This is a genomic window from Ancylobacter crimeensis (assembly GCF_023016805.1).
Classification (GTDB): Bacteria; Pseudomonadota; Alphaproteobacteria; order Rhizobiales; family Xanthobacteraceae; genus Ancylobacter; species Ancylobacter crimeensis.
This window is the reverse complement of the sequence record NZ_JALKCH010000009.1, coordinates 25,107-49,671: the sequence shown is the minus strand read 5'-3', so window position 1 is coordinate 49,671 and position 24,565 is coordinate 25,107. Positions and strand designations below refer to the sequence as shown.

Below are 24,565 nucleotides of genomic sequence, written 5' to 3'. Positions count from 1 at the left end.
CCATGGCCGGCCGAATCACGCAGGCACCGCCTGCCGGCCGCGCGGCGCCGCATAGGCTGCCCATAGCATCTGCGCCGCGACCCCGCGCAGAGGGCGCCAGCCTTCGGCAAGCGCAGTGAGTTCAAGGGCGGAACAACGCCCGCGAAGGCCGAACGCCTCCGCGGCCGCGACCTGCAAAGCGAGGTCGCCGGCTGGAAAGGCATCGGCCCGGCCGAGCGCGAACAGCAGGTACACCTCCGCCGTCCAGGGCCCGACGCCGGGCAGGCGCATCAACTCGATCGCCGCGGCGGCGGAGGGCAGGACGTCGATCGCGGCGAGATCGGCCTCGCCGGCCGCGAGGCGCGCGGCGATGCCGAGGGTGGAGCGGATCTTCGGACGGGACAATCCGACCGCCGCCAGACCCTCCTCGCGCAGGGCCAGCACCGTTTCGGGCGTGATCGCACCCCCGCATGCGGACTCCAGCCGCGCGGTGATGGCGCGGGCGGAGGCTGTCGAGACCTGCTGGGCGAGGATGATGGCGGCGAGGCCGGGAAAGCCGCCAGGACGGCGGCGCAGGGCGGGCACGCCGCAGGCTTCGCGGATGGCGCCGAAGCGGGCATCGAGACCGACGAGCCGATCGACCGCGGCGAGGAAGGCCGGCTGGTCTGCAAGCGTCTCCTCCGTCTCCCGGGCGCCCATCTCAGCCTCAATCGTCGTCGAGGCGGACCGCATTTCCGGCTACCTTCGGCGCCGAGGTGTGGTTGAGCAGGCTGTCGATGCGGCCGCGATTGTCGCTGAAATCGGCCAGCAGCTTGCCGTCGAGCGCCCGACCGCGCGGCAGGCGGATGCGCATGGGATCGACGAATCGTCCGTTCACCAGCACCTCGTAATGCAGATGCGGCCCGGTGGAGAGGCCGGAAGTGCCGATATAGCCGATGAGCTGGCCCTGCCGGACCCGCACGCCCTCGCGGATGCCCTTGGCGAAGCTCGACTGGTGCGAATAGGTCGTCACATAGCCGTTGGCGTGCTCGATCTCGGTATGGCGGCCATAGCCGGAGCTCCACGCCGCCTTGCGCACGATGCCATTGCCGGCGGCATAAATCGGCGTGCCGACCGGGCCGGCCCAGTCGACGCCGGTATGCATGCGGGTGAAGCCGAGAATCGGGTGGCGGCGCATGCCGAAGCCGGAGCGCAAAGTGCCGTTCGTCACCGGCTTGCGTACGAGGAACTTCTTCGCGCTCTTGCCCGATTCGTCATAGAAATCGACCACCCCGTCATCGGGGGTCTGGTAGCGGTAATAGCGCCGTTCGTCGCCGCCCACAGTGAGGCCGGCATACAGCACCCCGCCCGCGCCGCCCGCCTCGTCCGGCTCGAACAGCAGTTCCATCGAATCGCCTGCACGCACGGTACGCTGCAGGTCGACGTCGAAGGAGTAGACGCGAATGAGGCTCTGGATCACGTCGCGCGGCACTTCATAGCGCAGGCATGTTTCCCAGAGGCTGTCATAGAGAGTGATCCCACCCCCGCGCCCGCTCCCGCCGTCATCGTCGGAATCGTCCGGCGCAAGGTCGGCCACCTGCGTCTCCGGCGCGTCCTGCACCGGCAGATAGCGCCCGGCATCGGAGAGCGCCACCGTGCCGAGATGGCCGGAATCATTGAACAACGAAACGCGAAGCGGGATCGGCGCATTGCCGCTCTGGTCGAGCAGCACCTTCAGGCGCACGCCCTCATCCAGTTTCTGGTCTGCCGAGCGGCCGGGGAAGGCGGCGGCGGCGGCACGGGCCGAGACCTCGGGCACCGACAGCCCCTTGAGCAGGCTGACGACGGTGTCGGTCTTCTTCGCCACGACGGCGCGCTCGCTCCAGTCATTGCCGCCGTTCGCATCGTCGTCGGTCTTGAGCATGGAGGAGACGTTGTCCGGTGCGGACAGGGCGTTGACCGGATCGTTGGCCCCCGAGGGCGCATAGGCCAGCACGCCGCCGATGGAGGCCAGCGTCGGTGCCCGGCTGTCGGCAGCGGGCTCGCTGAACTCGGCGACCTCGCGCACCTTCATCAGCACCTCTTCCATCGGCAGCTCGGCGGCGAGCTTGGTGCTGGGAGGCATCTGGACGAGATCGCGCACCACGATGGTGACCTCGCCGGTCGGCTCGGTCTGCGGGGAACTGTCGTCGCTGTTGTCGGTGGAATCGGTGATCAGCTTCGCCGGGTTGAATTTCGGCACGTCGACCGAGGCGGAGGTGACGGAGAGCGCGAGATTGGCCGCAACCTTGGTGACGGCGCGGACCTTGATGATCTCGCGGTCGCCCGACTTGCTGGTCGAGGTGAGCCTCAGGGTCTGCTTGGCGCTGAAGCTTTCCGTCAGCATCGACATGCGGTCGCCCTTGCGGGCGGCGTTAGAAGGCCGCTCGCCGGCCGCGAGCGCGCCGCGCAGCGCGGAGCGCACCGTCTCCGGCAATTGAGCGAAGCGATATTCGCCGTCGAGCGCGGCATAGACCGCCCCGCCCATCAGCGCCGCCCCGCAAATTCCGGTGAGCAGGGTCGCCATGAGCCAGCGTATCGAGATGCGGCGGCGATCGATCGGCTCCTCGGCGTCGCCGTCGACACCGAGCGGGGGCTCGTCACCGAGATCGATGGCTGTGGCGCCGTGACGCCGCATGCCGTTCGCTCCGCGCCGATTCTCCAACGAGCTAACCCCATATTCGCGGTGCCGGAGCTCTCTCGCCCGGGCGACACCGTACTCCGACCCGTGCCGTGGCGCGGCACCTGAAATCCTATCCCACCCGAAAAGGCGGCAGACGATGCCGTCGTCCCGTGGCGGCGTCAACCCGCGCACAGCGCCCCGGGGGCATCCTCTCCGGCGCCGGGATACCGGCGGCCGGAAAGCCGCGCCGATTCGAGGGAGCCGGGAGAATGGCGAGCCGGATGTAAACGCTGCCGAGGCGGCGAAACCAAGGCAACGGGACGGGCCGGGCTTCCTCTAATTGCCGGGCGCCGCCGCCCTCAGGGGGGAAGGCGGCGGCAGCGGCACGGCGCCCGCCCGCAGCGGCGGCAGCGCAGCGGCCGGCAGGCCACCCGCCTGCGGAAGGCCCGATGGATCGAAGGGAGCGGGCTGGGCGGCCGGGGGCAGGGTGAACGCCCTGAAGAACGACCAGATCTCGTCCGGCGCATCGAGCCCGGAGCGCCGCGGTCCCAATACCAGCGATGCCAGCGCATCCATCGGCCCGACCGACCCGGCCGGGGGCTGGTGGCCGCCCTGGATCTCGTAGAACGCCACTTCGCTGCCCTGTGCGCAGGGCGACCAGCGGGTGATGCGGGCGCCGCCGCGCTGGCTGCCCTGCGGCGGCTCGCAGCCATTGAGGCGTGCGAAGAGCTGGGCGGTGTCGCGGGCCGACAGCAGCTCGGCACCGGGCGTCGGCCGGCCGAAGGTGGGTACGATGGGGTCGTAGGTCCCGTTCATCAGCAGGATCGGCACCGGACGGGAAGGCCGGCAGCTCTGCGCATAACCCTCGGGCACCGTCATCATCATGGTGGCGAAGGCGGCGAAGCGGTCGGCATAGCGGCACGCCATGTAGGCGGTGAGGAACCCGCCATTGGAAAAGCCCATCAGATAGGCGCGCGACGGATCGGCGATGCCCTGGCCGACAAGCGCGTCGAGCACGTCGAGCACGAAGGCGCCGTCGTCGCGCTTCTGCACGATCGGCATGATGCCGGCGACCGAGCCGCGGCCGTCGTTCCACAGCAGGTTGATCCCCTTGGGATAGGCGACGACGAAACCCTCGCGATCGGCGATGGTGTCGAGGTCGAGATAGGACTGGAACACGCCTGCCGGCTGCCACGCCCCATGCAGCGCGATGACGAGTGGCCGCGGCCCCGCGGCTGGAGAGCCTGCCGGCACCCGCAGGATGAACTCGCGCCGGCGTCCGCCCGAGAGGATGGTGAAGGTCTGGCCCGAACCCCCGGGCCGAAAATCGCGGTCGCCGAACGGCGAGACCGGGGTCGGCAGATTGGCGGGACCCTGAAGGGGAATCGGGGAGGAGAGCTCCACATCGCCCGCGCCCCCTCCCGCACCGCCGGGCGAAACGGGAAGCGGTTGCGCGGTGGCGCCGAGGCCCGTCAGCAGCAGCGCGATCAATGCAAAGAGGGTGGAACTGGGCTTCGTGCCTTGCATAAGTCGGCGGCCTTCCGGCAGGACGTGATATTTGGAATAAGACCAGTGCGAAGCGGTGCCGGTCCGCGCGGCGCCACGTTTAGCGCCCCCTTCCGCGAAGCGCGAGGGGGTGCGGGGGGTGCAACGCCGCGCCGCTTTGTGCGATACGAGGTCCGCTGCGCCGCAGCGAAGAGTGATAGATACCGCCTTTGGAATGATTGCGAACAGCGATCGTTTACTTTAGGCACTCTCAAGTGATTGAAGGGCAACACAATGTCCCAGACGCCCGGCTCGGCTCAGCGGCCCCTTTCGCCGCATCTCCAGATCTACCGCCCGATGCTCACGATGACGATGTCCATCGTGCACCGCATCACGGGGTGCGCTCTGTATTTCGGCACGTTCCTGCTGGTGGCCTTCCTCGTCGCCACCGCGATCTCGCCGCGGGCCTATGAGACGGCGAGCTGGCTCGCCGGCAGCATCGTCGGCAAGCTGGTGATGTTCGGTTACACCTGGGCACTGATCCACCACATGCTCGGCGGCATCCGGCACTTCATCTGGGACACCGGTGCCGGATTCGGGGCGGTCGCCCGGGAGCGGCTGGCGCAATTCACCATCGGCGGCTCGGTGGTGCTGACCATCGTGCTCTGGGCCGCCATCCTGCTGGTGAAGTGAGGAGCTTTCGATGAGCAACCACTCCGGCACCTCCATGCGCACCACCCGCAGCCGCGTCCAGGGCCTCGGCTCGGCGCGCTCGGGCACCGGCCATTTCTGGTGGCAGCGCGTCACCGCGCTGGCCAACATCCCACTGGTGCTGGCAGCGCTTGCCATCCTCATTTGCGTGGCGGGCAAGCCGCACGCGGAGGCGGTCGCGGTCCTCGGCCATCCGCTGGCGGCGATCGTGCTCATCCTGGCGCTGTTCTCGGTCACCACCCACATGCGCATCGGCATGCAGGTCGTCATCGAGGACTATGTCCACGCCGAAGGAGCCAAGGTGCTGGCGCTGGTGGGCAACATCTTCTTCTGCACGGCGGTCGCGCTCGCCGGCATCTTCGCGATCCTCAAGATCAGCTTCGGAGTCTGAGCGTCATGGCCGAACTCAACACGGGCAACGGCGCCGCCAAGCCGGCAGCTTCGAAGGCTGGCCTTTCCGGGACGACCTACCCCATCACCGACCACACCTATGACGTCGTGGTCGTCGGCGCCGGCGGTGCCGGGCTTCGCGCGGTGGTCGGCTGTTCCGAGGCGGGACTGCGCACCGCCTGCATCTCGAAAGTGTTCCCCACCCGCTCGCACACCGTGGCGGCGCAGGGTGGCATCGCCGCCTCGCTCGGCAATATGGGCGTCGATGACTGGCGCTTCCACATGTACGACACCGTGAAGGGGTCGGACTGGCTGGGCGATCAGGACGCCATCGAATATCTGGTCCGCCATGCGCCTGACGCGGTCTATGAGCTGGAGCACTGGGGCGTGCCGTTCTCGCGCACCGAGGCCGGCCAGATCTACCAGCGCCCCTTCGGCGGCATGACCGTCGACTACGGCAAGAGCCCGGCCCAGCGCACCTGCGCCGCCGCCGACCGCACCGGCCACGCCATCCTGCACACGCTCTATGGCGCGGCGCTGAAGCACAATGCCGAGTTCTACATCGAGTATTTCGCCCTCGACCTGATCATGGACGAGGATGGCCGCTGCCGCGGCATCGTCGCGCTCAAGATGGACGACGGCACCCTGCACCGCTTCCGCGCGCAGACCACCATCCTCGCCACCGGCGGCTATGGCCGGGCCTATTTCTCCGCCACCTCCGCCCATACCTGCACCGGCGACGGCAACGCCATGGTGCTGCGCGCCGGCCTGCCGCTGCAGGACATGGAGTTCGTGCAGTTCCACCCGACCGGCATCTACGGCTCGGGCTGCCTCATCACCGAAGGCGCGCGCGGCGAGGGCGGCTACCTCACCAATTCCGAGGGCGAGCGCTTCATGGAGCGCTATGCGCCCTCCGCGAAGGACCTTGCCTCGCGCGACGTGGTCTCCCGCTCCATGACCATGGAGATCCGCGAGGGCCGCGGCGTCGGCAAGAACAAGGATCACATCTACCTGCACCTCGACCACCTCGACCCGGCGATCCTGCATGAGCGCCTGCCCGGCATCTCGGAGAGCGCGCGCATCTTCTCGGGCGTCGACGTGACCAAGGAGCCCATCCCGGTGCTACCGACGGTGCACTACAACATGGGCGGCATCCCGACCAACTTCCACGGCGAGGTCGTCACCAAGAAGGACGGCAACCCGGACCATGTGGTGCCCGGCCTGATGGCGGTGGGCGAATGCGCCTGCGTGTCGATCCACGGCGCCAACCGGCTGGGCTCCAACTCGCTCACCGATCTCGTGGTGTTCGGCCGCGCCGCCGCTTTGCGCTGCGCCGAGATCCTGACCCCCGGCGAGAAGCAGCGCGACCTGCCGGCCGATTCGGCCGAGCCCGCGCTGGCCCGGCTCGACCGCTTCCGCAACGCCGCGGGCGGCACCGCGACCGCCGAGCTGCGCCTCTCCATGCAGAAGGTGATGCAGAACAACTGCGCCGTCTACCGCACCGGCGAGGTGCTGGAGGAGGGCCGCAAGCTGATCGCCGATGTGTTCGCCGGCACCGACGACATCCGCGTCTCCGACCGCTCGCTGGTGTGGAACTCGGATCTCATCGAAACGCTGGAATACGACAACCTCATCTGCCTCGCAGCGGTGACCATGGAAGGCGCGGCGAGCCGCACCGAGAGCCGCGGCGCCCATGCGCGCGAGGACTACCCCGACCGCAATGACGTGGACTGGATGAAGCACACCCTTGCCTTCGTCGATTTCGACCGCCGCAAGGTCACGCTCGATGACCGCCCGGTGCACACCTACACCATGACCAACGACATCCAGTATATCGAGCCGCGCAAGCGCGTGTACTGAGCCGGTTTTTGAGCGGCGCGCGCCCGGCGCGCGAGAGGACGACAGATGGTCCAGCTAACCCTGCCGAAGAACTCCCAGATCAGCGACGGCGTCCAGTGGCCGAAGCCGCCGGGGGCCAACCGCCTGACCGAGTACCGCATCTATCGCTGGAACCCGGACGACGGCAGGAATCCGCGCATCGACACCTATTACGTCGACCGCGACGATTGCGGGCCGATGGTTCTCGACGGCCTCATCTACATCAAGAACACCATCGACCCGACGCTGACCTTCCGCCGCTCCTGCCGCGAGGGCATCTGCGGCTCCTGCGCCATGAACATCGACGGCACCAACACGCTGGCCTGCCTCAAGAGCATGGACGACGTGCGCGGCGGCTGCGTGAAGATCTACCCGCTGCCCCATATGCCGGTGGTGAAGGACCTCATCCCGGACCTTACCCAGTTCTACGCCCAGCACGCCTCGATCGAGCCCTGGCTGCACACCGAGACGCCGGCGCCCGAGAAGGAATGGCCGCAGTCGCGCAACGATCGCGAGAAGCTGGACGGGCTGTATGAGTGCATCCTGTGCGCCTGCTGCTCGACCTCCTGCCCGAGCTACTGGTGGAACGGCGATCGCTATCTCGGCCCCGCGGCGCTGCTCGGCGCCTATCGCTGGCTGATCGACAGCCGCGACGAGGCGACCGGCGAACGGCTGGACAATCTGGAAGACCCGTTCCGGCTCTATCGCTGCCATACCATCATGAACTGCGCCAAGGCCTGCCCGAAGGGACTGAACCCGGCCAAGGCGATCGCCGAAATCAAGAAGATGATGGTGACCCGCCAGTTCTGAGCGGGCGTCACGCTGGGAGCTGGCTCGTCGGGCGCCGCCCGCCGCCTCTCGACAGTGCAGGCCGGCCCATGTCTTCTGCAGCGATGCCTGCCGCGTCATCCCTCCGCCCCGTCTTCCGCTTCGCGCCCTCGCCGAATGGCCGGCTTCATCTCGGCCATGTGCGCTCCGCCCTGCTGAATGCCGAGGCAGCGCGCGCAGCCGGTGGCCGGTTCCTGCTACGGATCGAGGACATCGACCCGGCCCGCTGCCGGCCCGACTATGAGGTGATGATCTTCGACGATCTCGCCTGGCTCGGCCTCGACTGGGAACGGCCGGTGCGTCGCCAGTCCGAGCATATGGCCGATTATGGCGAAGCCCTTGCCCGGCTCGAGGCGATGGGGCTCGTCTATCCCAGCTTCGAGACCCGCGCCGAGATCGCCCGCGCGGGCGCCGATCGCCCGGATCATCCGAAAGACCCCGACGGCGCACCGGTCTTTCCCTTCGCTCGCGCTGATATGAGCGCGGCCGAGCGCTACCGTCGTCGCGCGGCCGGCGAGCCCTTCGCATTGCGGTTGGATATGGCGGCGGCGCTCGCTCAGATCGGCCGTCCGCTCTTCTGGCAGGAGGAGGGGGAAGGCAGGCTCGCCGTCGATGCCTCGCTTTGGGGCGACGTGGTGCTGGCCCGCAAGGAGGCGCCGACCAGCTATCACCTCTCGGTCGTGGTGGACGATGCCCTGCAGGGCGTCACCCATGTCATCCGCGGAACCGATCTCAAGGCTGCGACCGCCATCCACCGCGTGTTGCAGCAGCTTCTCGGCCTGCCGGCGCCGGTGTACCGACACCACCCGCTCATCCTCGATGCTGACGGTCGAAAGCTCGCCAAGAGCCGCGGCTCCCCGACGATTGCCGATCTGCGGGCAGCGGGCGTGGCGCCTGAAGAGGTGCGGCGACGGGCTCTGGAAGGGTTGCCGCTGGCCCCTAACGCACGCCGAGAATCAGGAACCACACCGTGACTGTGATGAGACTGAGGCCGGTGGAGAGCGAGACCGCGCTGGCGCTGGCGGCGACGCCGGCCTTGTAGCGCTGGGCCAGCAGATAGGCGTTCACCCCGCACGGCATGGCGGCGAAGGCGACCGCGACATCGGCCCAGACCGGCGGCATCGGCAGCAGGTGGACGAGAATGTAGACGATCAGCGGATGCAGGATCAGCTTCAACGCGGTGATGACGACCGCAGGCTTGAAGTCGCCCTGGATCGGGTAACGGTGCAGCGCGAGGCCGAGAGAGATCAGCGCGCAGGGCACCGCCGAGGCGGCCAGCATGTCCAGCGTCTGCTTCAGCACGCCGCCGGGCACGTAGCCGGCAAGCTTGGCGATGCCGCCGGCATAGATGCCGAGCAGGATCGGGTTCAACGCCAGCGTGCGCGCCAGCTTGGCGAGGCCGGGACCGGAGAGCCCGGTCTTCGCCCCTTCGGTCGCAATGGTGGCGACCACCATCATGATCGGCAGATGCACCGCAATCAGCAGGAACAGGGGCACCGCGCCTTCCGGCCCGAAGGCCTGCAGGATCAGCGGCACGCCGACGAAGACGGTGTTGGCCTGGCCGGAGGCGAAGCCGTGCACCACCGCCTCGGTATGGCTGCGGCCGAACAGCCGTCGCGCGGCCATCATGCCGAGGCCGAAGGCGATGAAGGCGCCGGTGAAATAGGCGATCCAGTAGCCCCAGGGCTGGCCCGCCTCGGGCAGGCGGGCCTCGGCCAGCGTCTTAAAGATGAGCACCGGCACGGCGAGGCCGAACACATATTCCGATAGTCCGTCGGCGGCGCGCTCGGTCAGGTGGCCGGTGCGGCTCGTCACATAACCGAGGCCGACAAGGCCGAAGACCGGGGCGACGATGGTGGCGATGGCCGCGAGCTGGGACAGCATCGAAAGGAACTCAGGCCGCCTCGCTCACGGGCACATCCATCGCTGCCGAGAGCAGCCGCGCCTCCCGCACCGCGGGCATCACGCCGATCCGCGCGCACAGCCGCTCGGCGACTGCCATGGAGGCGTGGAAGGCGATTTCGGCATGGAAGGTGGGGCAGTCGGTCAGCACCGGCGGGCCCTCCGGCGCATCAAGGCGCATGCGCAACGGCATCACCTCGTGGATGGCGAAAGGCTCCAGCACGCGCAGCAGCGCGTTCGGATGTGCATCCGCCTCGACGACGAGGCGATGGCAGGAACGATCGGCGGACATGGCATGAATCCGGAAAAATCGAGACAGGCAGGCGAGATCAGCACTCCCGGCCGAACGTATCGGCCGGGCGGAGAATTCGCCGGATCGCGCAAAGGCGCGACATCCTGTGAAACCGGAGCGTCATGGTGCGTGCACGCTAGCCTCGCCGCCCCTTCGCGTCAATCGCGCGCAGCCGCGCAGCGGGCCTGCATGCGGCGCGGTTCTCACACGAAGCTCTGCGGGTCGATGTCGATCTCGACCTTGATGGTGCTGCCGGCCCGCGGCGCCCCCTCCATCCAGGCCCGGACATAGGCCGACAGGTCGAAGCCGCGGGCAGAGCGGGCGAGGAGGCGGAAGCGGTGCCGGCCGCGCACCATGGCGAGCGGCGCCTCGGCCGGGCCCAGCACCCGCACATCCGGCGTGAACGGCGAGCACGCCGCGAGCGCGCGGGCATAGGCCTGTGCCGCATGGGGATCGGGACCGGATACGATCAGCGCGCAGAACCGGGCGAAGGGCGGGAGCCGGGCTTCCTCGCGCTCGGCGATCTCGCGGTCGTAGAAGGCGTCGCGGTCGCCGGCGACCAGGGCCTGCATCACCGGATGCTCGGGCATGTAGGTCTGCAGATAGGCGCGCCCGGCGATGTGGGCGCGCCCGGCACGGCCGGCCACCTGATGCAGCAGCTGGAAGGTGCGTTCCGCCGCGCGGGGGTCGCCATAGCCGAGCCCGACATCGGCATCCACCACGCCGACCATGGCAAGGCCGGGAAAATTGTGCCCCTTGGCGACGAGCTGGGTGCCGATCACGACATCCACCTCGCCCTGCGTCACTGCGTCGAGCTCGGCGCGCAGCCGTTCCACCCCGCCGGCGAGGTCGCTGGAGAGCACCTGCGTGCGGGCGGTAGGCAGCAGCGCCTGCACCTCCTCCTGCAGCCGCTCGACGCCCGGCCCGCAGGGAATGAGGCTATTCGGCTCGTGGCAGCTCGGGCATTCGGATGGCACCGGCATGGCATAGCCGCACTGGTGGCATTCGAGACGGCGGCGGAAACGGTGCTCCACCAGCCAGGACGAGCAGGACGGGCAGCGGATGCGATGGCCGCAGGCCCGGCAAAGAGTGAGCGGGGCATAGCCGCGGCGGTTGAGGAAAAGCAGCGCCTGCCCGCCGGATTCGAGCGTCTTTCCCATCTCTTCCGCGAGGCGCGGGGCGATCCAGCGGCCCTTGGCCGGCCCTTCGCGGCGCAGGTCGATCGGCTCCAGCCGCGGAACCAGGGCGCCGGAAAAGCGGGTGGGCAGCGAGAGCCGCTGATAGCGCCCGCGCCGTGCGTTCACCTCGGTTTCCAGCGAGGGTGTCGCAGAGGCCAGCACCACCGGAGCGTTGCAGAACCGCCCGCGCACCACCGCCATGTCGCGGGCGTGGTAGTGCACGCCATCCTCCTGCTTGTAGGCGGTGTCGTGCTCCTCGTCGACGATGACGAGGCCGAGGTCGCGGAAGGGAAGGAACAGCGCCGAGCGAGCCCCGGCGACCACGCGAACCTCGCCGTCGGCGACGGCGCGGAACAGCCGGGCGCGGCGGCGGCTCGATACTGCCGAGTGCCATTCCGCCGGCCGCACGCCGAAGCGCGAGGCGAAACGGTCGAGGAAGGCCTGCGTCAGCGCGATTTCCGGCATCAGGATCAGCGTCTGTCGGCCTTGCCGGATCGCCTCCGCCACCGCCTCGAAATAGGTCTCCGTCTTGCCGGAGCCGGTCACGCCGTCGAGCAGGTGGACGCGGAAGGTCCGGGCCGACACGGCTGCGCGCAACACGTGCGCCGCCTCCGCCTGCGCCGGGGCGAGGTCGGGCGCGGCATGAGCCGGGTCCGGCACGCCGGCGGCGGGTTCGGGTGGAATCACAAGGGTTTCCAGCACGCCCTCGTCGACCAGCCCGTCGACCACCGACGCCGACACCCCGGCATCCTTCGCCGCCTCCGCCTTGGCCCGCAGCAGGCCGTCCGACAGCGCCGTGATGACCCGCTGCCGGGCGGCAGTGGCCCGGGCCGGGCGTTTCTCGGTCAGGCGCACGCCGGTGCGCTCCCGCCCGAGATGGGCCGTCTCGTCGTGGCGCAAGGCGAGGCGCAGCACCATGCCGGGCGGGGTGACGGTGTAATCCGCAATCCACTGGATCAGCGCCATCAGGTCGGGCTGGAGCGGCCGCACATCGTAGCGGCGGATGATGGCCTTGAGCCGCGCCTCATCGATCGTCTTGCGCTCCCCCGGCGCACCCGGATCCGGCCACACGCAGCCCAGCATGTTGCGCGGTCCGAGCGGCACCACCACGATGTCGCCTGGCGCCACCTCAAGCCCTTCCGGCACACGGTAGGAATAGGCGGTGCCGACGGCGAGCGGCAGCAGCACGTCGACCACGCGGGACGCGGGCGGCGTCATCTCCGGGAAAAACGTCGAGATGTCAGTGGTTTCGCTCATTAAGGTCCGGGGAAGGGGTTTGCGGGCAAGATAGGCCGGCGTTGGGGGCCGCGGCCGGCGGGACGCGCGCTTCATGCGCGCCATCCGGGCCCTTCTGTCAAGGCGGCTGAGGAATTCGGGACGTTCCGGGCATGGCGAGCACCGATGTCGAGAAGGCGGCGCGGGCCGAGATCGCGCTGATGGCGGCCGCCGGCGAGGCTCTGGCCCCGCTGCTGCGCGGCTGGCTCGACCGGCTCGCCCATGAGCGCCGGCTGTCGCCGAAGACCCGCGAGGCCTATGCCCGCGACATGGCCGCTTTCCTTCACCTGCTTGGCCGCCATCTCGGCGGGCCGGTAGGCCTCGAAGCGTTGGCAACACTGGCTCCGCGCGATGTGCGAGCCGTCATTGCCGCGCGCCGTGCCGATGGCGCGGAGCCGCGCACGCTCGTGCGTTTCCTCGCCGCCGCCCGCTCCTTCGCGCGCCATCTGGAACGCGAGGGGATCGGCAAGGTGGGGGCGCTGGCGGCCGTGAAGGCGCCGAAACTGGTCAGGAGCCTGCCGCGCCCGGTCACGGTGGAGGCGGCGCGGGCGCTGGCCGATCCGGCAACCCGCGCCGGGGAGGACCGGGACAACTGGGTGCTGGCCCGCGATGCCGCCGTCATCGCCCTGCTCTACGGTTCTGGCCTGCGAATCTCCGAGGCCCTGAGCCTCACCGCCGGCGAAGTGCCGCTGCCGGGACAGGGTGACCAAGTGACGGTGACCGGCAAGGGCGGGCGCATGCGGATGGTGCCGGTTCTTCAGCAAGTTCTTGAAGCCGTTTCAGAATATCGAACGCTCTGCCCCTATCAGCTCGACCCGGATGCCCCGCTGTTCCGCGGCGCGAAGGGCGGGCCGCTCTCGCCCCGCGTGGTGCAGCAGGCGGTGGAGCGGATGCGCGGAGCGCTCGGCCTGCCGGACAGCGCGACGCCTCATGCGCTGCGCCATTCTTTCGCGACCCATCTTCTGGCGGGGGGAGGGGATCTGCGCTCGATCCAGGAACTGCTCGGCCATGCCTCGCTCTCGACCACGCAGGTCTATACCGCTGTCGACGCGGCGGCGCTGATGGCGAGCTGGCGTTCCGCCCATCCCCGCGCGAGGCTGCCGGAAAAGACAGGCCAGTGAGTCCGATGAGGTGGACAGTGAGTCCCATCCGTCCGGTGCGTCCGGTCATCGAGCATATGTCGTTGGGCTGCCGCGACCTCGCTCGATCGGCGGGGTTCTATGATGCCGTGCTCGCCCCTCTCGGGCTGGTACGCGTCGCCGCTTTCCCCGAACCGGGCGGCCCGTCCGCCTGCTGGGGGCCGCCGGGGGAGATCCCCGCGCCGGAGGGGGTGGCGGGGGCCGCGCCGTTCTGGCTGGAGCAGCGCGCGGGCGAGGACATCGCCTGCCCGCCCGGCTTCCATCTGGCCTTCCTCGCCCCGGATGTCGCGGTGGTTCACGCGTTCCACGCCGCCGGCCTCGCCGTGGGTGGACATGACAATGGCCCGCCGGGGCCGCGGCCGCATTATGGCGCCGGCTATTACGCCGCCTTCCTCATCGACCCCGATGGTTGGAGGATCGAGGCGGTGACCTATACCGGCGCGTCCGATCCGGCCTGATCGCGTGGCTGTGACCGGGTGTGGGCATTTTCCGCTTTCCTTTGCGGAAGCATGCCGTAGCCTTGGACCGGTACACCGACAGCGAAGGAGAGAGCCTATGACGCGTCTCGCCACTGCCCTGTGCGCCTTGACCTTTACCGTGGCCCTCGCGGGCGCGGCTCTGGCGGATTGCCCTGGTCATGCCTCGGCGCAGCCGCATCCCACCAGCACGGACAGCAAGGGGACCTGACCCCGCTTCCTGCCCTGTTCGGGCCGGGCGTCGTTCCCCCACACCCCGGCCTGTTTCCGGCCTGCGAAGCGACGGCCCGGCGGAGCGATCCGTCCGGGTCGTTTTGCATTTCCATCTGGTCAAATGCCGGGCACTGGTTACTCTCGTGGCATGCCTGATCGGCAGGCCCGGGAGTGTGCCATGGCCAGATCTTCGAAAGCGGCGGTTTCCGCAGCGGGTGCGCGCGTCATCGCGATGCGTGGGGCCGGCTATTACAGCTCCAATACGGCAGGGGCGAAGCAGGTTATCGATTCGGCCGCCGAACTGGCGCTCTCCGCCATCGCCGGCATGGCGCTTCCCGCCGACGGACGGCCGTTCGCGATCGCCGATTACGGCGCGGCCGATGGCGGTACTTCCCTCGACATGATGCGTCGGCTGGTCGGTGCGGTGCGGGCTCGCGATGGCGGGCTGCCGGTCTCGCTCACCTATACCGACCTGCCGAGCAATGATTTCTCCGCTTTGTTCAGCCTGCTCCAGGCCGAGGGCGGGGAGGGGCGCGAAGGCGGGTTGGGGCGCGAGCCGGGCGTGTTCGTGTTCGGCAGCGGCACCAGCTTCTACCGGCAGATCCTGCCCGACGCGACGCTCCATCTCGGCTTCTCGGCCACCGCCATGCACTGGCTCAGCCGTTCGCCGGGCCCGATCGCCGGCCACACCCACGCGGTGGGCGCAGCGCCGGAGGAACGGGCGGCCTATCGCGCGCAGTCGCTGGCCGACTGGGACACCATCCTGCTCGCCCGGGCCCGCGAACTGGTGCCGGGCGGCGTGCTGGTGATGGCGAATTTCTGTGTCGACGAGAACGGCCACTATCTCGGCTGGACCGGCGGGGTGAACATGCATGACCGCTTCGCCGCCCATTGGCGCGCCCTGCAGGACGAAGGCACGATCACCGAGGCCGAACACCGTGCCGCCGCCCTGCAGCAATATTACAAGACGGCGGAGGAGTTCGCCGCGCCGTTCCGCGACCCCGCTTCGGCGGTGAGCCTGGCCGGGCTGCGGCTGGAGCGCGTGTTCACGCGCGTGACGCCCTGCCCCTACCGCGCCGCGTTCGAGCAGCATGGCGATGCGGCGTCCTTCGCCCGTTCCTACATTCCGACCCTGCGGTCCTGGACCGAAAGCACCTTCCTGAGCGCCCTCGATCCGGCGCGCGGCCCGGAGCGCCGCCGCGCCATCGTCGATCGCTTCTACGACCTTTATGAAGCCGAGGTGGCGGCCAGTCCCGCGGGGCATGCGATGGACTATGTGCACTGCTTCATGGTGATCCGGAAGGTATGAGGGCGCGGCGGCAGGCTCTCCGGCTGCCCCTTCGCCGTCCCGGACACGTCCTCGCTCCACGCAGGATGTAGCGGTCTTCCCGACCCGGAGAGGTGGATGCCGGGCCTTCCGCCGGGCAGGACGGCGTGCGGGACCGCGTGGGCGCCGACCCTGCACCGCGAATGCAAAGAGCGGCCTTCCGGCCGCCCTCGCATCGTTCCGCAAACCTGCACCCGGCGGTCGCCTCACATGTGGATGGCGCGGCCTTCCACGGCCATGGCGGCTTCCTTCACCGCCTCGGAGCGGGTGGGGTGGGCGTGGCAGGTGCGGGCGAGGTCTTCGGAGGAGCCGCCGAATTCCATCAGCACAGCGCATTCGTGGATCAGCTCGCCGGCCTCGACGCCGATGATGTGAACGCCCAGCACCCGGTCGGTCGCGGCGTCGGCCAGCACCTTCACGAAGCCCTCGGTCTGGTTGTTCGCCTTGGCCCGGCCATTGGCGAGGAAGGGGAACTTGCCGACCTTGTAGGCGACGCCGGCGGCCTTCAGCTCCTCTTCGGTGCGACCCACCGCGGCGACCTCCGGCGAGGTGTAGACCACGCCGGGGATGACCTCGTAATTCACATGGCCGGCCTGCCCGGCGAGCTGCTCGGCCAGCGCCACGCCTTCATCTTCGGCCTTATGGGCGAGCATCGGGCCGACAATGGCGTCGCCGATGGCGAAGATGCCGGGCACGCTGGTCTGGTAATGGCCGTTGGTGACCACGCGGCCGCGCCGGTCGAGCTCAACGCCCAGCGCCTCCAGTCCGAGGCCGGCGGTGTAGGGCACGCGGCCGATGGCGACCAGCACCACGTCGGCCTCCAGCGTCTCGGTCTCGCCGCCGGCTGCGGGTTCGATCGACACCTTGAGAAGCGGGCCGGAGGCATCCACGCCGGTGACCTTGGCGCCGAGCTTGAAGCCGAACTTCTGCTTTTCGAGGATGCGCTGGAACGACTTGGCGACCTCGCCATCCATGCCCGGCAGGATGCGGTCGAGATATTCCACCACGGTCACCTGCGCGCCGAGGCGGCGCCACACGCTGCCGAGTTCCAGCCCGATAACGCCGGCACCCACCACGATGAGCCGGCCCGGCACCCGGTCCAGCGTCAGCGCGCCGGTGGAGGAGACGATGCGCTGCTCGTCGATCTCGATGCCCGGCAGGCGGGCGACGTCCGAGCCGGTGGCGATGACGATGGCCTTGGCTTCGGGCGTCTCGATGCCGCCATTGGCCAGCTCGACGGTGACGTGGCCCGGCGCGGTGATGGTCGCGGTGCCGTGGAACACCTCGATCTTGTTCTTCTTCATCAGGAAGGCGACGCCCTTGGTGTTGCCGTCCACCGCCTTGTCCTTGAAGCCCATCAGGCCCGGCAGGTCGAGCTCGGGGGCCGGCACGCGGATGCCCATCTCGGCGAAGGAATGGCCGGCTTCCTCGAACAGCTCGGAGGCGTGCAGCAGCGCCTTGGAAGGGATGCAGCCGACATTCAGGCAGGTGCCGCCGAGCGTCGCCCGCTTTTCCACGATCGCGACCTTCAGCCCGAGCTGGGCGGCGCGGATGGCGCAGACATAACCGCCGGGGCCGGCGCCGATGACGATCAGGTCGTAGGACATGGAGGAGAGCCTTCCTGGGAAATGAGCGGAACGGTCAGCCGGCCCTCTGGGCGGCGAGGCGCAGGCCGAGCAGCACGAAGGCCGCCCCGGTGATGCGGTTGAACCAGCGCCCGCAGGCGGTGAAGCGGGCCCGCACGCGCGGATGGGTGAAGAACAGCGTGACGCCGACGAACCACGCGAACAGCGCGCCGGCCATGCCGATTCCATAGAGGAAGGTGATGGCGACGGGCGTCGCCGGGCTCACCAGCGTCGAGAACAGCGAGAGGAAGAACAGCACCGGCTTCGGGTTCAGGGCATTGGTGAGGAAGCCCATGGCGAAGCACCGCGCCGCCGAAAGCGGCGCGGTGCGGGTCGGCGGCCGATCCGCGTCGGGCTCCTCGAACCGCATGGCGGGCTCGAAGAACGCCCGCACGCCGAGATAGATCAGATAGGCGACGCCGCACCACTTGATGAAGGCGAACAGCGCCAGCGACTTCGACACGATGAGGCCGAGGCCGAGGATGGTGTAGGTGATGTGGAACAGCAGCGAGGCGGAAATGCCGAGGCTGGTGACCAGCGCGGCGCGGCGGCCATGCACCACGCATTGCCGGGTGACGAGGGCGAAATCCGCCCCCGGCGCCACGATCACCACGGAGAAGACGGCCATCAACGCCAGAAATTCGCTCAGATACGTCATGGCCGTCTCGCTCTCAGGGCTGCGTCACAGGTCCAGCACGAGCCGGGTCGGGTCTTCGAGGGCTTCCTTCACGCGGACCAGGAAGGTGACCGCGCCTTTGCCGTCGACGATGCGGTGGTCGTAGGAGAGCGCCAGATACATCATCGGGCGAGCGACGATCTGGCCCTTCACCACGACCGGCCGCTCCTCGATGCGGTGCATGCCCAGAATGCCGGACTGCGGCGCGTTGAGGATGGGGGTCGACATCAGCGAGCCGTAGATGCCGCCATTGGTGATGGTGAAGGTGCCACCCTGCATGTCCTCGATGCCGAGCTTGCCGTCGCGCGCCTTGCGGCCATAGCCCGAGATCGCCTTTTCGATGCCGGCGATGGAGAGCTGGTCGGCGTCGCGCACCACCGGGACCACGAGGCCCTTGTCGGTGCCCACCGCGATGCCGATGTTGTAGTAGTTCTTGTAGATGAGGTCCTGTCCGTCGATCTCGGCATTGACCTCGGGCACGTCCTTCAGGGCCTGGATCACCGCCTTGGTGAAGAAGCCCATGAAGCCCAGCTTCACGCCGTGCTTCTTCTCGAACACGTCCTTGTACTGGGAGCGCAGGCTCATCACCGCGCTCATGTCGACGTCGTTGAACGTCGTGAGCATGGCGGCGCTGTTCTGCGCGTCCTTCAGGCGCCGCGCGATGGTCTGGCGCAGCTTGGTCATCTTCACCCGCTCCTCGCGGGCGGCATCGTCCGGTACCGAGGGCGCGCGGACGGCGACCGGGGCAGCGGGAGCCGGAGACGCAGGCGCGGCGGGCGCCGTGGCGATGGCGGCGAGCATGTCGCCCTTGGTCACCCGGCCGTCCTTGCCGGAGCCGGCGAGGCTCGCGGGATCGACGCCGCTCTCGGCGGCGAGCTTGGCAACCGCGGGCCCGTTGGTGCCGGCGGACCCTGCCTTGGCGGGAGCCGGAGCCGGGGCGGCAGCCTTGGGCGCTTCGGCCTTCGGGGCTTCGGCCTTCGGGGCTTCTGCCTTGGGCGCGGCAGCTGCGGCTGCCCCGCCTGCGCCGATCGAGCCGAGCAGGGCGCCGACGCCCACGGTCTCGCCATCCTTGGCGATGATCTCGGAGAGCACGCCCGCGGCCGGGGCCGGCACCTCGATCGTCACCTTGTCGGTTTCGAGCTCCACGATCGGCTCGTCGGCGGCGACCGCGTCGCCCGCCTTCTTGAACCACTTGCCGATGGTCGCTTCCGTGACCGATTCGCCCAGCGTCGGAACGCGGATCTCGGTGGCCATACTCTCTCGTCCCTCACCTTTGCCGACCCGCCGCCCGGGGGCGAGCCGGAGTCCTCTTCCATGTCAGCCGAGCGCGTCCTGAAGGAACGCCTTGAGCTGCGCGAGATGCTTCGACATCAGGCCGGTGGCGGTGGCGGCCGACGCCGGCCGGCCGGCATAGCGCGGCCGCGCCGAGGCGGAGCCGACCTGCTCCAGCACCCATTCCAGATAAGGCTGCACGAAGGCCCAGGCGCCCTGGTTCTTCGGCTCTTCCTGGCACCACACGATCTCGGCCTGCTTGAAGCGCGAGAGCTCCTGCACCATCGACTTGAGCGGGAACGGGAAGAGCTGTTCCACGCGCAGCAGGTAGATGTCGTCGATGCCGCGGCGCTCGCGCTCCTCATAGAGGTCGTAATAGACCTTGCCCGAGCAGAGCACGACGCGGCGGATCTCGGCGTCCGGCTTCAGGGCGATGGCCTCGCCCCCGGCGTTCTTCTGCGCGTCGTCCCACAGCAGGCGGTGGAACGAGGTGCCGGCGCCGAACTCCTCCAGCGTCGAGACGGCGCGCTTGTGGCGCAGCAGGCTCTTCGGCGTCATCAGGATCAGCGGCTTGCGGAAGTCGCGCTTCAGCTGGCGGCGCAGGGCGTGGAACAGGTTCGCCGGCGTCGTCAGGTTGGCGACCTGCATGTTGTCCTCGGCGCACATCTGCAGATAGCGCTCCAGACGGGCGGAGGAGTGTTCGGGCCCCTGGCCCTCATAGCCGTGCGGCAGCAGGCAGACGAGGCCGGACATGCGCAGCCACTTGCGTTCGCCGGAGGAGAGGAACTGGTCGAACACCACCTGCGCGCCATTGGCGAAGTCGCCGAACTGCGCTTCCCACAGGGTCAGCGCGTTGGGCTCGGCGAGCGAGTAGCCATATTCGAAGCCGAGCACGGCCTCTTCCGAGAGCATCGAGTTGATGACCTCGTAGCGGGCCTGGCCCTCGCGCATATGGTTGAACGGGGTGTAGCGCTCCTCGTTCTCCTGGTCGATCAGCACCGAATGGCGCTGGGAGAAGGTGCCGCGCTCGCAATCCTGCCCGGAAAGACGGACCGGGTGGCCCTCCTCCAGCAGCGAGCAGAAGGCGAGTGCCTCGCCGGTCGACCAGTCGATCCCGGCGCCGTCCTCCACCACGCTCTTGGCGCGGGCGTCGAGGAAGCGCTGGATGGTGCGGTGGACGTGGAAGTCCGCCGGCACGGTGGTGATCTTCCTGGCGATGTCCTGGAGCGTGGCGACCGGAATGCCGGTGTCGCCGCGGCGGCGGGCGTCCTCGTCGTCCTCGGCGGTGCGCAGGCCGGCCCAGCGGCCGTCCAGCCAGTCCGCCTTGTTCGGCTTGTAGGCTTGTCCGGCCTCGTACTCGGTATCGAGCCGGGCGCGCCAGTCGGCCTTCATCTTGTCGAACTCGGCGGCATCCACCACGCCTTCCGCCTCGAGCTTGCGGAAATAGATCTCCAGCGTCGAGGGGTGCTGCTTGATGAGCTTGTACATCAAGGGCTGGGTGAAGGCCGGCTCGTCGCCCTCATTGTGGCCGAAGCGCCGGTAGCAGAACATGTCGATGACGACCGGCTTGCGGAAGCGCTGGCGGAACTCGGTCGCGATCTTGGCGGCGAACACCACGGCTTCCGGGTCGTCGCCATTCACGTGGAAGATCGGCGCCTCGATGGTCTTGGCGACGTCCGACGGATAGGGCGATGAGCGCGAGAAGCGCGGATAGGTGGTGAAGCCGATCTGGTTGTTGATGATGAAATGCACCGAGCCGCCGGTGCGGTGGCCCTTCAGGCCCGACAGGCCGAAGCACTCCGCCACCACGCCCTGGCCGGCGAAGGCGGCGTCGCCGTGGATCAGCAGCGGCATGATGCTGGTGCGCTCGGCGTCCTGACGCTGATCCTGCTTGGCGCGCGCCTTGCCGAGCACCACCGGGTCGACGATCTCAAGATGCGAGGGGTTGGCGGTGAGCGAGAGATGCACCTGGTTGCCGTCGAACTCGCGGTCCGAGGAGGCGCCGAGGTGGTACTTCACGTCGCCGGAGCCCTCCACCTCGTCGGGGGCCCAGGAGCCGCCCTTGAACTCGTGGAACAGCGCGCGGTGCGGCTTGCCCATCACCTGGGTGAGCACGTTCAGGCGGCCGCGATGGGCCATGCCGAACACGATCTCCTGCACCCCAAGATTGCCGCCGCGCTTGATGATCTGCTCGAGGGCGGGGATCAGGCTCTCGCTGCCGTCGAGGCCGAAGCGCTTGGTGCCGGTGTAGCGGATGTCGATGAACTTCTCGAAGCCTTCGGCCTCGACCAGCTTGTTGAGGATCGCCTTCTTGCCCTCGCGGGTGAAGGTGATCTCCTTGTCCGGGCCTTCGATGCGCTCCTGGATCCAGGCCTTCTCCTCGGGCGAGGAGATGTGCATGAACTCGACGCCCAGCGTGGCGCAATAGGTGCGCTGCAGGATGCTCACCATCTGCCGGACGGTGGCGAATTCCATGCCGAGAACGTGGTCGATGAAGATCGGGCGGTCGAGATCGGCCTCGCGGAAGCCGTAGGAGATCGGGTCGAGCTCCGGGGCGGAGCGCTGCGGCTCGATGCCCAGCGGGTCGAGATTGGCGTGGAGATGGCCGCGCATCCGGTAGGCGCGGATCATCATCAGCGCCTTGACGGAATCGCGGGTGGCCTGCTGCACGTCGGCGGAGGTCAGCTCGACGCCGGTCTTCTGCGCCTTCTCGGCGGCCTTGGCCTCGACCTTCCGGCCGACCGCCTTCTCGACCTCGATCCAGTTGCCGTCCATGGCCGAGACCAGCTCGCCATTGGCGTGGATCGGCCAGTTGTCCTTCTTCCAGGAGGCGCCGCGGGCGCTCTTCTCGACATCGGCGGCGTTGTCCTTCAGCGCGCCGAAGAAGTCCTGCCATTGCGCGTCGACCGAGGCCGGGTCGGCCTCGTAGCGGGCATAGAGGTCTTCGATCCAGGCGGCGTTGGCGCCGTAGAGGAAGGAGGTGTTGAGGAGGGTTTCGTTCGCAGCAGCGCGTGACATCCAAGACTCCCGAAGGGTCGTCGCCGGCCCGGTGGAGGCGCTTTCTCATCCGGAAAGGAGGCGCCGACGCGACGGCAGAGCCTCGGTCATTCCTTGCCGGACCCCCAGGAGCGGGGGAAAGCGTAACCTACCTCTATCTAGATCGTTCATTCATGACAGGTAGAGTCGTTTGTGCGCCCCTGACCTGCAGATTTGCTTAACGCGGCGGTGCGGGCGGGAGCGGCCGGCGCCATTCCCGCCCGTAACGTCAGGCTGCCAGCGACGGCAGGATCTTCTTGCACTCGCCGACCAGCTCCTGGACGGAGGCGATCGACTTGTCGAGCATGGCCTTCTCGTCGGCGTTCAGCTCGATCTCGACCACGCGCTCCACCCCGCCGGCGCCGATGATGACCGGCACGCCGAGATAGAGGTCGCTCTGGCCGTATTCGCCCGAGAGATAGGCCGCGCAGGGCAGCAGGCGCTTCTTGTCGCGCAGATAGGAGGTCGCCATCTCGATGGCCGAAGCCGCCGGGGCGTAGAAGGCCGAGCCGGTCTTGAGCAGGTTGACGATCTCGCCGCCGCCCTTGCGGGTGCGATCCACGATGGCGTCCACCTTCTCCTGCGTGGCCCAGCCCATCTTGACGAGGTCCGGCAGCGGGATGCCGGCGACGCCCGAATAGCGCACCAGCGGCACCATGTCGTCGCCATGGCCGCCGAGCACGAAGGCGGTGACGTCCTCGACCGAGACGTTGAACGCATCGGCCAGGAAATAGCGGAAGCGCGCCGAATCCAGCACGCCGGCCATGCCCACCACCTTGTTGGCCGGCAGGCCGGAGGCCTTCTGCAGCGCCCACACCATGGCGTCGAGCGGGTTGGTGATGCAGATCACGAAGGCGTCGGGCGCATGGGCCTTGATGCCCGCGCCGACCTGCTCCATGACCTTGAGGTTGATGCCGATCAGGTCGGAGCGGCTCATGCCGGGCTTGCGCGGCACGCCGGCGGTGACGATCACCACATCGGCGCCGGCGATCGCCTCATAGCTGTTGGTGCCGGCATATTTGGCGTCGAAGCCCAGCACCGGGGTCGCTTCGGCGATGTCCAGGCTCTTGCCCTGGGGAACGCCCTCGACCACGTCGAACAGGACGACGTCGCCGAGCTCCCTGAGGCCAGCCAGAAGAGCGAGCGTGCCGCCGATCTGGCCGGCGCCAACGAGTGCAATCTTTGCTCGAGCCATGAGAATATCCGTATCAATCCGAGGTGCGGCGGGGCGCCGCGCCGGCTTCCGATAGCCCGTCTCGGCGGAGCGTTCAAGAAAAGACCAGCCATGCAGTAAGGTCTTGGCTCTACGACTTTTCGTGAATGCTCTGGTATACTGAATACTCTCACCCGGATTCTTGACGGAATCCGGGTGACGTCGCGCCTTGCGATCAGCTGCGGCGACGGGCGAGATCCTCCATCAGTTCGAGCTGGATCGCCTGGATCTCGGCCAGCCGCTCCCACTGCCGGTTGAGCATGTGGTCGATCTTCTCGTGCAGATGGCGGATTTCCAGCTCCGCCTTGAGATTGACCCGGTAGTCGTTCTCCGAGCGGCTGCGGTCCTTCGTCTCCTGCCGCCTCTGGCTCATCATGATGATGGGCGCCTGCAGCGCGGCGATGCAGGACAGCACGAGGTTCAGCAGGATGTAGGGGTAGGGGTCGAACGCGGCGATCCGCAGGCTCACCGCGTTCAGCGCCATCCACACCACGAGGAAGCCGCCGAAGCACAGGATGAAGGTCCAGCTCCCGCCGAAGCGCGCGATCAGGTCGGCGGCCCGCTCGCCGAAGCTGCGGTTCTGTTCGAACTCGGCCTCGACATTCTGCGTCAGCAGGTCGTTCTGGGCGAGGCTGGTGATGACGTCGCGCTCCAGAGCGCCGAGATCGCCGCGCTCGGCCTGCAACGTCTCGGCGACGTAGCGCGCCCGCTCGCGCGCCAACGCCTCGTGGGAGAGGAACGCATCCGGGGCGATGCCGGGATGGGCGGCACGGATGCTGTCCTGCAGAGCCGGTCGCAGCAGGTCGAGATGGGTGCCGTCGCGCTCGGGCAGCCGGCGCCCCGTCAGCGCGCACAGATGGGTCGGCTCGGCGATGTGCGGGGAATGCGGCGGGCGGGTGCGGGCCATGGATCGTTTCCGGCACAGGGCGCGCGGGCAGGCCCGCCGCGCCGGGAGGGGGTTACGGGGAAGTGAGGCGGAAACGGTGGCGCCGTCATGGCCGCAGCCGTCCCGTGTGCCGGATTGGCGGT

The 24,565-nt window shown here is 68.7% G+C and carries 20 protein-coding genes; 8 read left to right on the top strand and 12 right to left on the bottom strand.

The genetic code is table 11. The annotated features are described in order from the left end of the window. Nucleotides 1-15 precede the first annotated feature (15 nt). The 3 genes from MWN34_RS14275 to MWN34_RS14265 all read right to left on the bottom strand — a co-directional run bounded on the left by MWN34_RS14275 (nucleotide 16) and on the right by MWN34_RS14265 (nucleotide 4,147). Nucleotides 16-678, bottom strand: a complete 663-nt coding sequence (locus MWN34_RS14275) for a DNA-3-methyladenine glycosylase family protein (RefSeq protein ID WP_247029980.1) — start codon at nucleotides 676-678, stop codon at nucleotides 16-18. Between the two features lie 7 nt (nucleotides 679-685). Then, nucleotides 686-2,635 (bottom strand): M23 family metallopeptidase, encoded by a 1,950-nt coding sequence (locus MWN34_RS14270; protein ID WP_247029979.1) that lies wholly within the window; start codon nucleotides 2,633-2,635, stop codon nucleotides 686-688. 321 nt (nucleotides 2,636-2,956) lie between these two features. Beyond that, nucleotides 2,957-4,147: a CE1 family esterase gene (locus MWN34_RS14265; RefSeq protein WP_247029978.1), complete on the bottom strand. Its 1,191-nt coding sequence runs from the start codon at nucleotides 4,145-4,147 to the stop codon at nucleotides 2,957-2,959. A gap of 252 nt (nucleotides 4,148-4,399) precedes the next feature. On the opposite strand from MWN34_RS14265, the gene sdhC reads away from it, so the two are divergent. The 5 genes from sdhC to gluQRS all read left to right on the top strand — a co-directional run bounded on the left by sdhC (nucleotide 4,400) and on the right by gluQRS (nucleotide 8,886). Then, a complete protein-coding gene (sdhC, locus tag MWN34_RS14260; RefSeq protein ID WP_247029977.1) occupies nucleotides 4,400-4,798 on the top strand; it encodes a succinate dehydrogenase, cytochrome b556 subunit in 399 nt (132 codons plus the stop codon). 10 nt (nucleotides 4,799-4,808) lie between these two features. Further along, nucleotides 4,809-5,207 (top strand): succinate dehydrogenase, hydrophobic membrane anchor protein, encoded by a 399-nt coding sequence (gene sdhD / locus MWN34_RS14255; RefSeq protein ID WP_247029976.1) that lies wholly within the window; start codon nucleotides 4,809-4,811, stop codon nucleotides 5,205-5,207. A gap of 5 nt (nucleotides 5,208-5,212) precedes the next feature. Continuing rightward, nucleotides 5,213-7,066, top strand: a complete 1,854-nt coding sequence (gene sdhA, locus MWN34_RS14250; RefSeq protein WP_247029975.1) for a succinate dehydrogenase flavoprotein subunit — start codon at nucleotides 5,213-5,215, stop codon at nucleotides 7,064-7,066. A gap of 45 nt (nucleotides 7,067-7,111) precedes the next feature. Next, complete coding sequence (locus tag MWN34_RS14245; protein WP_247029974.1) at nucleotides 7,112-7,894, top strand: succinate dehydrogenase iron-sulfur subunit; 783 nt, start codon at nucleotides 7,112-7,114, stop codon at nucleotides 7,892-7,894. 68 nt (nucleotides 7,895-7,962) lie between these two features. Next, entirely contained in the window at nucleotides 7,963-8,886 is a 924-nt protein-coding gene (gene gluQRS, locus MWN34_RS14240) for a tRNA glutamyl-Q(34) synthetase GluQRS (RefSeq protein ID WP_247029973.1), read from the top strand. Here gluQRS and MWN34_RS14235 read toward each other — a convergent pair. From MWN34_RS14235 to MWN34_RS14225, 3 genes are all read right to left on the bottom strand, one after another. Continuing rightward, complete coding sequence (locus MWN34_RS14235; protein WP_247029972.1) at nucleotides 8,852-9,796, bottom strand: AEC family transporter; 945 nt, start codon at nucleotides 9,794-9,796, stop codon at nucleotides 8,852-8,854. The two genes, gluQRS and MWN34_RS14235, sit on opposite strands and share 35 nt — an antisense overlap. Before the next feature lie 10 nt (nucleotides 9,797-9,806). After that, nucleotides 9,807-10,106 (bottom strand): hypothetical protein, encoded by a 300-nt coding sequence (locus tag MWN34_RS14230; RefSeq protein WP_247029971.1) that lies wholly within the window; start codon nucleotides 10,104-10,106, stop codon nucleotides 9,807-9,809. 203 nt (nucleotides 10,107-10,309) lie between these two features. Beyond that, a complete protein-coding gene (locus MWN34_RS14225) occupies nucleotides 10,310-12,541 on the bottom strand; it encodes a primosomal protein N' (protein WP_247029970.1) in 2,232 nt (743 codons plus the stop codon). Nucleotides 12,542-12,672: 131 nt separating this feature from the next. Between MWN34_RS14225 and MWN34_RS14220 the strand changes: the two genes are divergently transcribed. The 3 genes from MWN34_RS14220 to MWN34_RS14210 all read left to right on the top strand — a co-directional run bounded on the left by MWN34_RS14220 (nucleotide 12,673) and on the right by MWN34_RS14210 (nucleotide 15,696). Then, entirely contained in the window at nucleotides 12,673-13,680 is a 1,008-nt protein-coding gene (locus tag MWN34_RS14220) for a tyrosine recombinase XerC (RefSeq protein ID WP_247029969.1), read from the top strand. Between the two features lie 56 nt (nucleotides 13,681-13,736). Continuing rightward, nucleotides 13,737-14,156, top strand: a complete 420-nt coding sequence (locus MWN34_RS14215; protein ID WP_281503028.1) for a VOC family protein — start codon at nucleotides 13,737-13,739, stop codon at nucleotides 14,154-14,156. Nucleotides 14,157-14,565: 409 nt separating this feature from the next. Beyond that, nucleotides 14,566-15,696, top strand: coding sequence for a class I SAM-dependent methyltransferase (locus MWN34_RS14210; protein WP_247029968.1), 1,131 nt, complete (start codon nucleotides 14,566-14,568; stop codon nucleotides 15,694-15,696). A gap of 224 nt (nucleotides 15,697-15,920) precedes the next feature. Here MWN34_RS14210 and lpdA read toward each other — a convergent pair whose 3' ends face one another. The 6 genes from lpdA to MWN34_RS14180 all read right to left on the bottom strand — a co-directional run bounded on the left by lpdA (nucleotide 15,921) and on the right by MWN34_RS14180 (nucleotide 24,443). Beyond that, nucleotides 15,921-17,321: a dihydrolipoyl dehydrogenase gene (lpdA, locus tag MWN34_RS14205; protein WP_247029967.1), complete on the bottom strand. Its 1,401-nt coding sequence runs from the start codon at nucleotides 17,319-17,321 to the stop codon at nucleotides 15,921-15,923. A gap of 34 nt (nucleotides 17,322-17,355) precedes the next feature. Then, nucleotides 17,356-17,997, bottom strand: a complete 642-nt coding sequence (locus tag MWN34_RS14200) for a LysE family translocator (RefSeq protein ID WP_247029966.1) — start codon at nucleotides 17,995-17,997, stop codon at nucleotides 17,356-17,358. A 24-nt stretch (nucleotides 17,998-18,021) separates the two neighbouring features. Then, entirely contained in the window at nucleotides 18,022-19,269 is a 1,248-nt protein-coding gene (gene odhB, locus MWN34_RS14195; RefSeq protein ID WP_247029965.1) for a 2-oxoglutarate dehydrogenase complex dihydrolipoyllysine-residue succinyltransferase, read from the bottom strand. 63 nt (nucleotides 19,270-19,332) lie between these two features. Next, complete coding sequence (locus MWN34_RS14190; protein WP_247029964.1) at nucleotides 19,333-22,305, bottom strand: 2-oxoglutarate dehydrogenase E1 component; 2,973 nt, start codon at nucleotides 22,303-22,305, stop codon at nucleotides 19,333-19,335. Nucleotides 22,306-22,552: 247 nt separating this feature from the next. Beyond that, nucleotides 22,553-23,518: a malate dehydrogenase gene (gene mdh, locus MWN34_RS14185; protein WP_247029963.1), complete on the bottom strand. Its 966-nt coding sequence runs from the start codon at nucleotides 23,516-23,518 to the stop codon at nucleotides 22,553-22,555. Nucleotides 23,519-23,711: 193 nt separating this feature from the next. Then, nucleotides 23,712-24,443, bottom strand: a complete 732-nt coding sequence (locus tag MWN34_RS14180) for a DUF1003 domain-containing protein (protein ID WP_247029962.1) — start codon at nucleotides 24,441-24,443, stop codon at nucleotides 23,712-23,714. Nucleotides 24,444-24,565 lie beyond the last annotated feature (122 nt).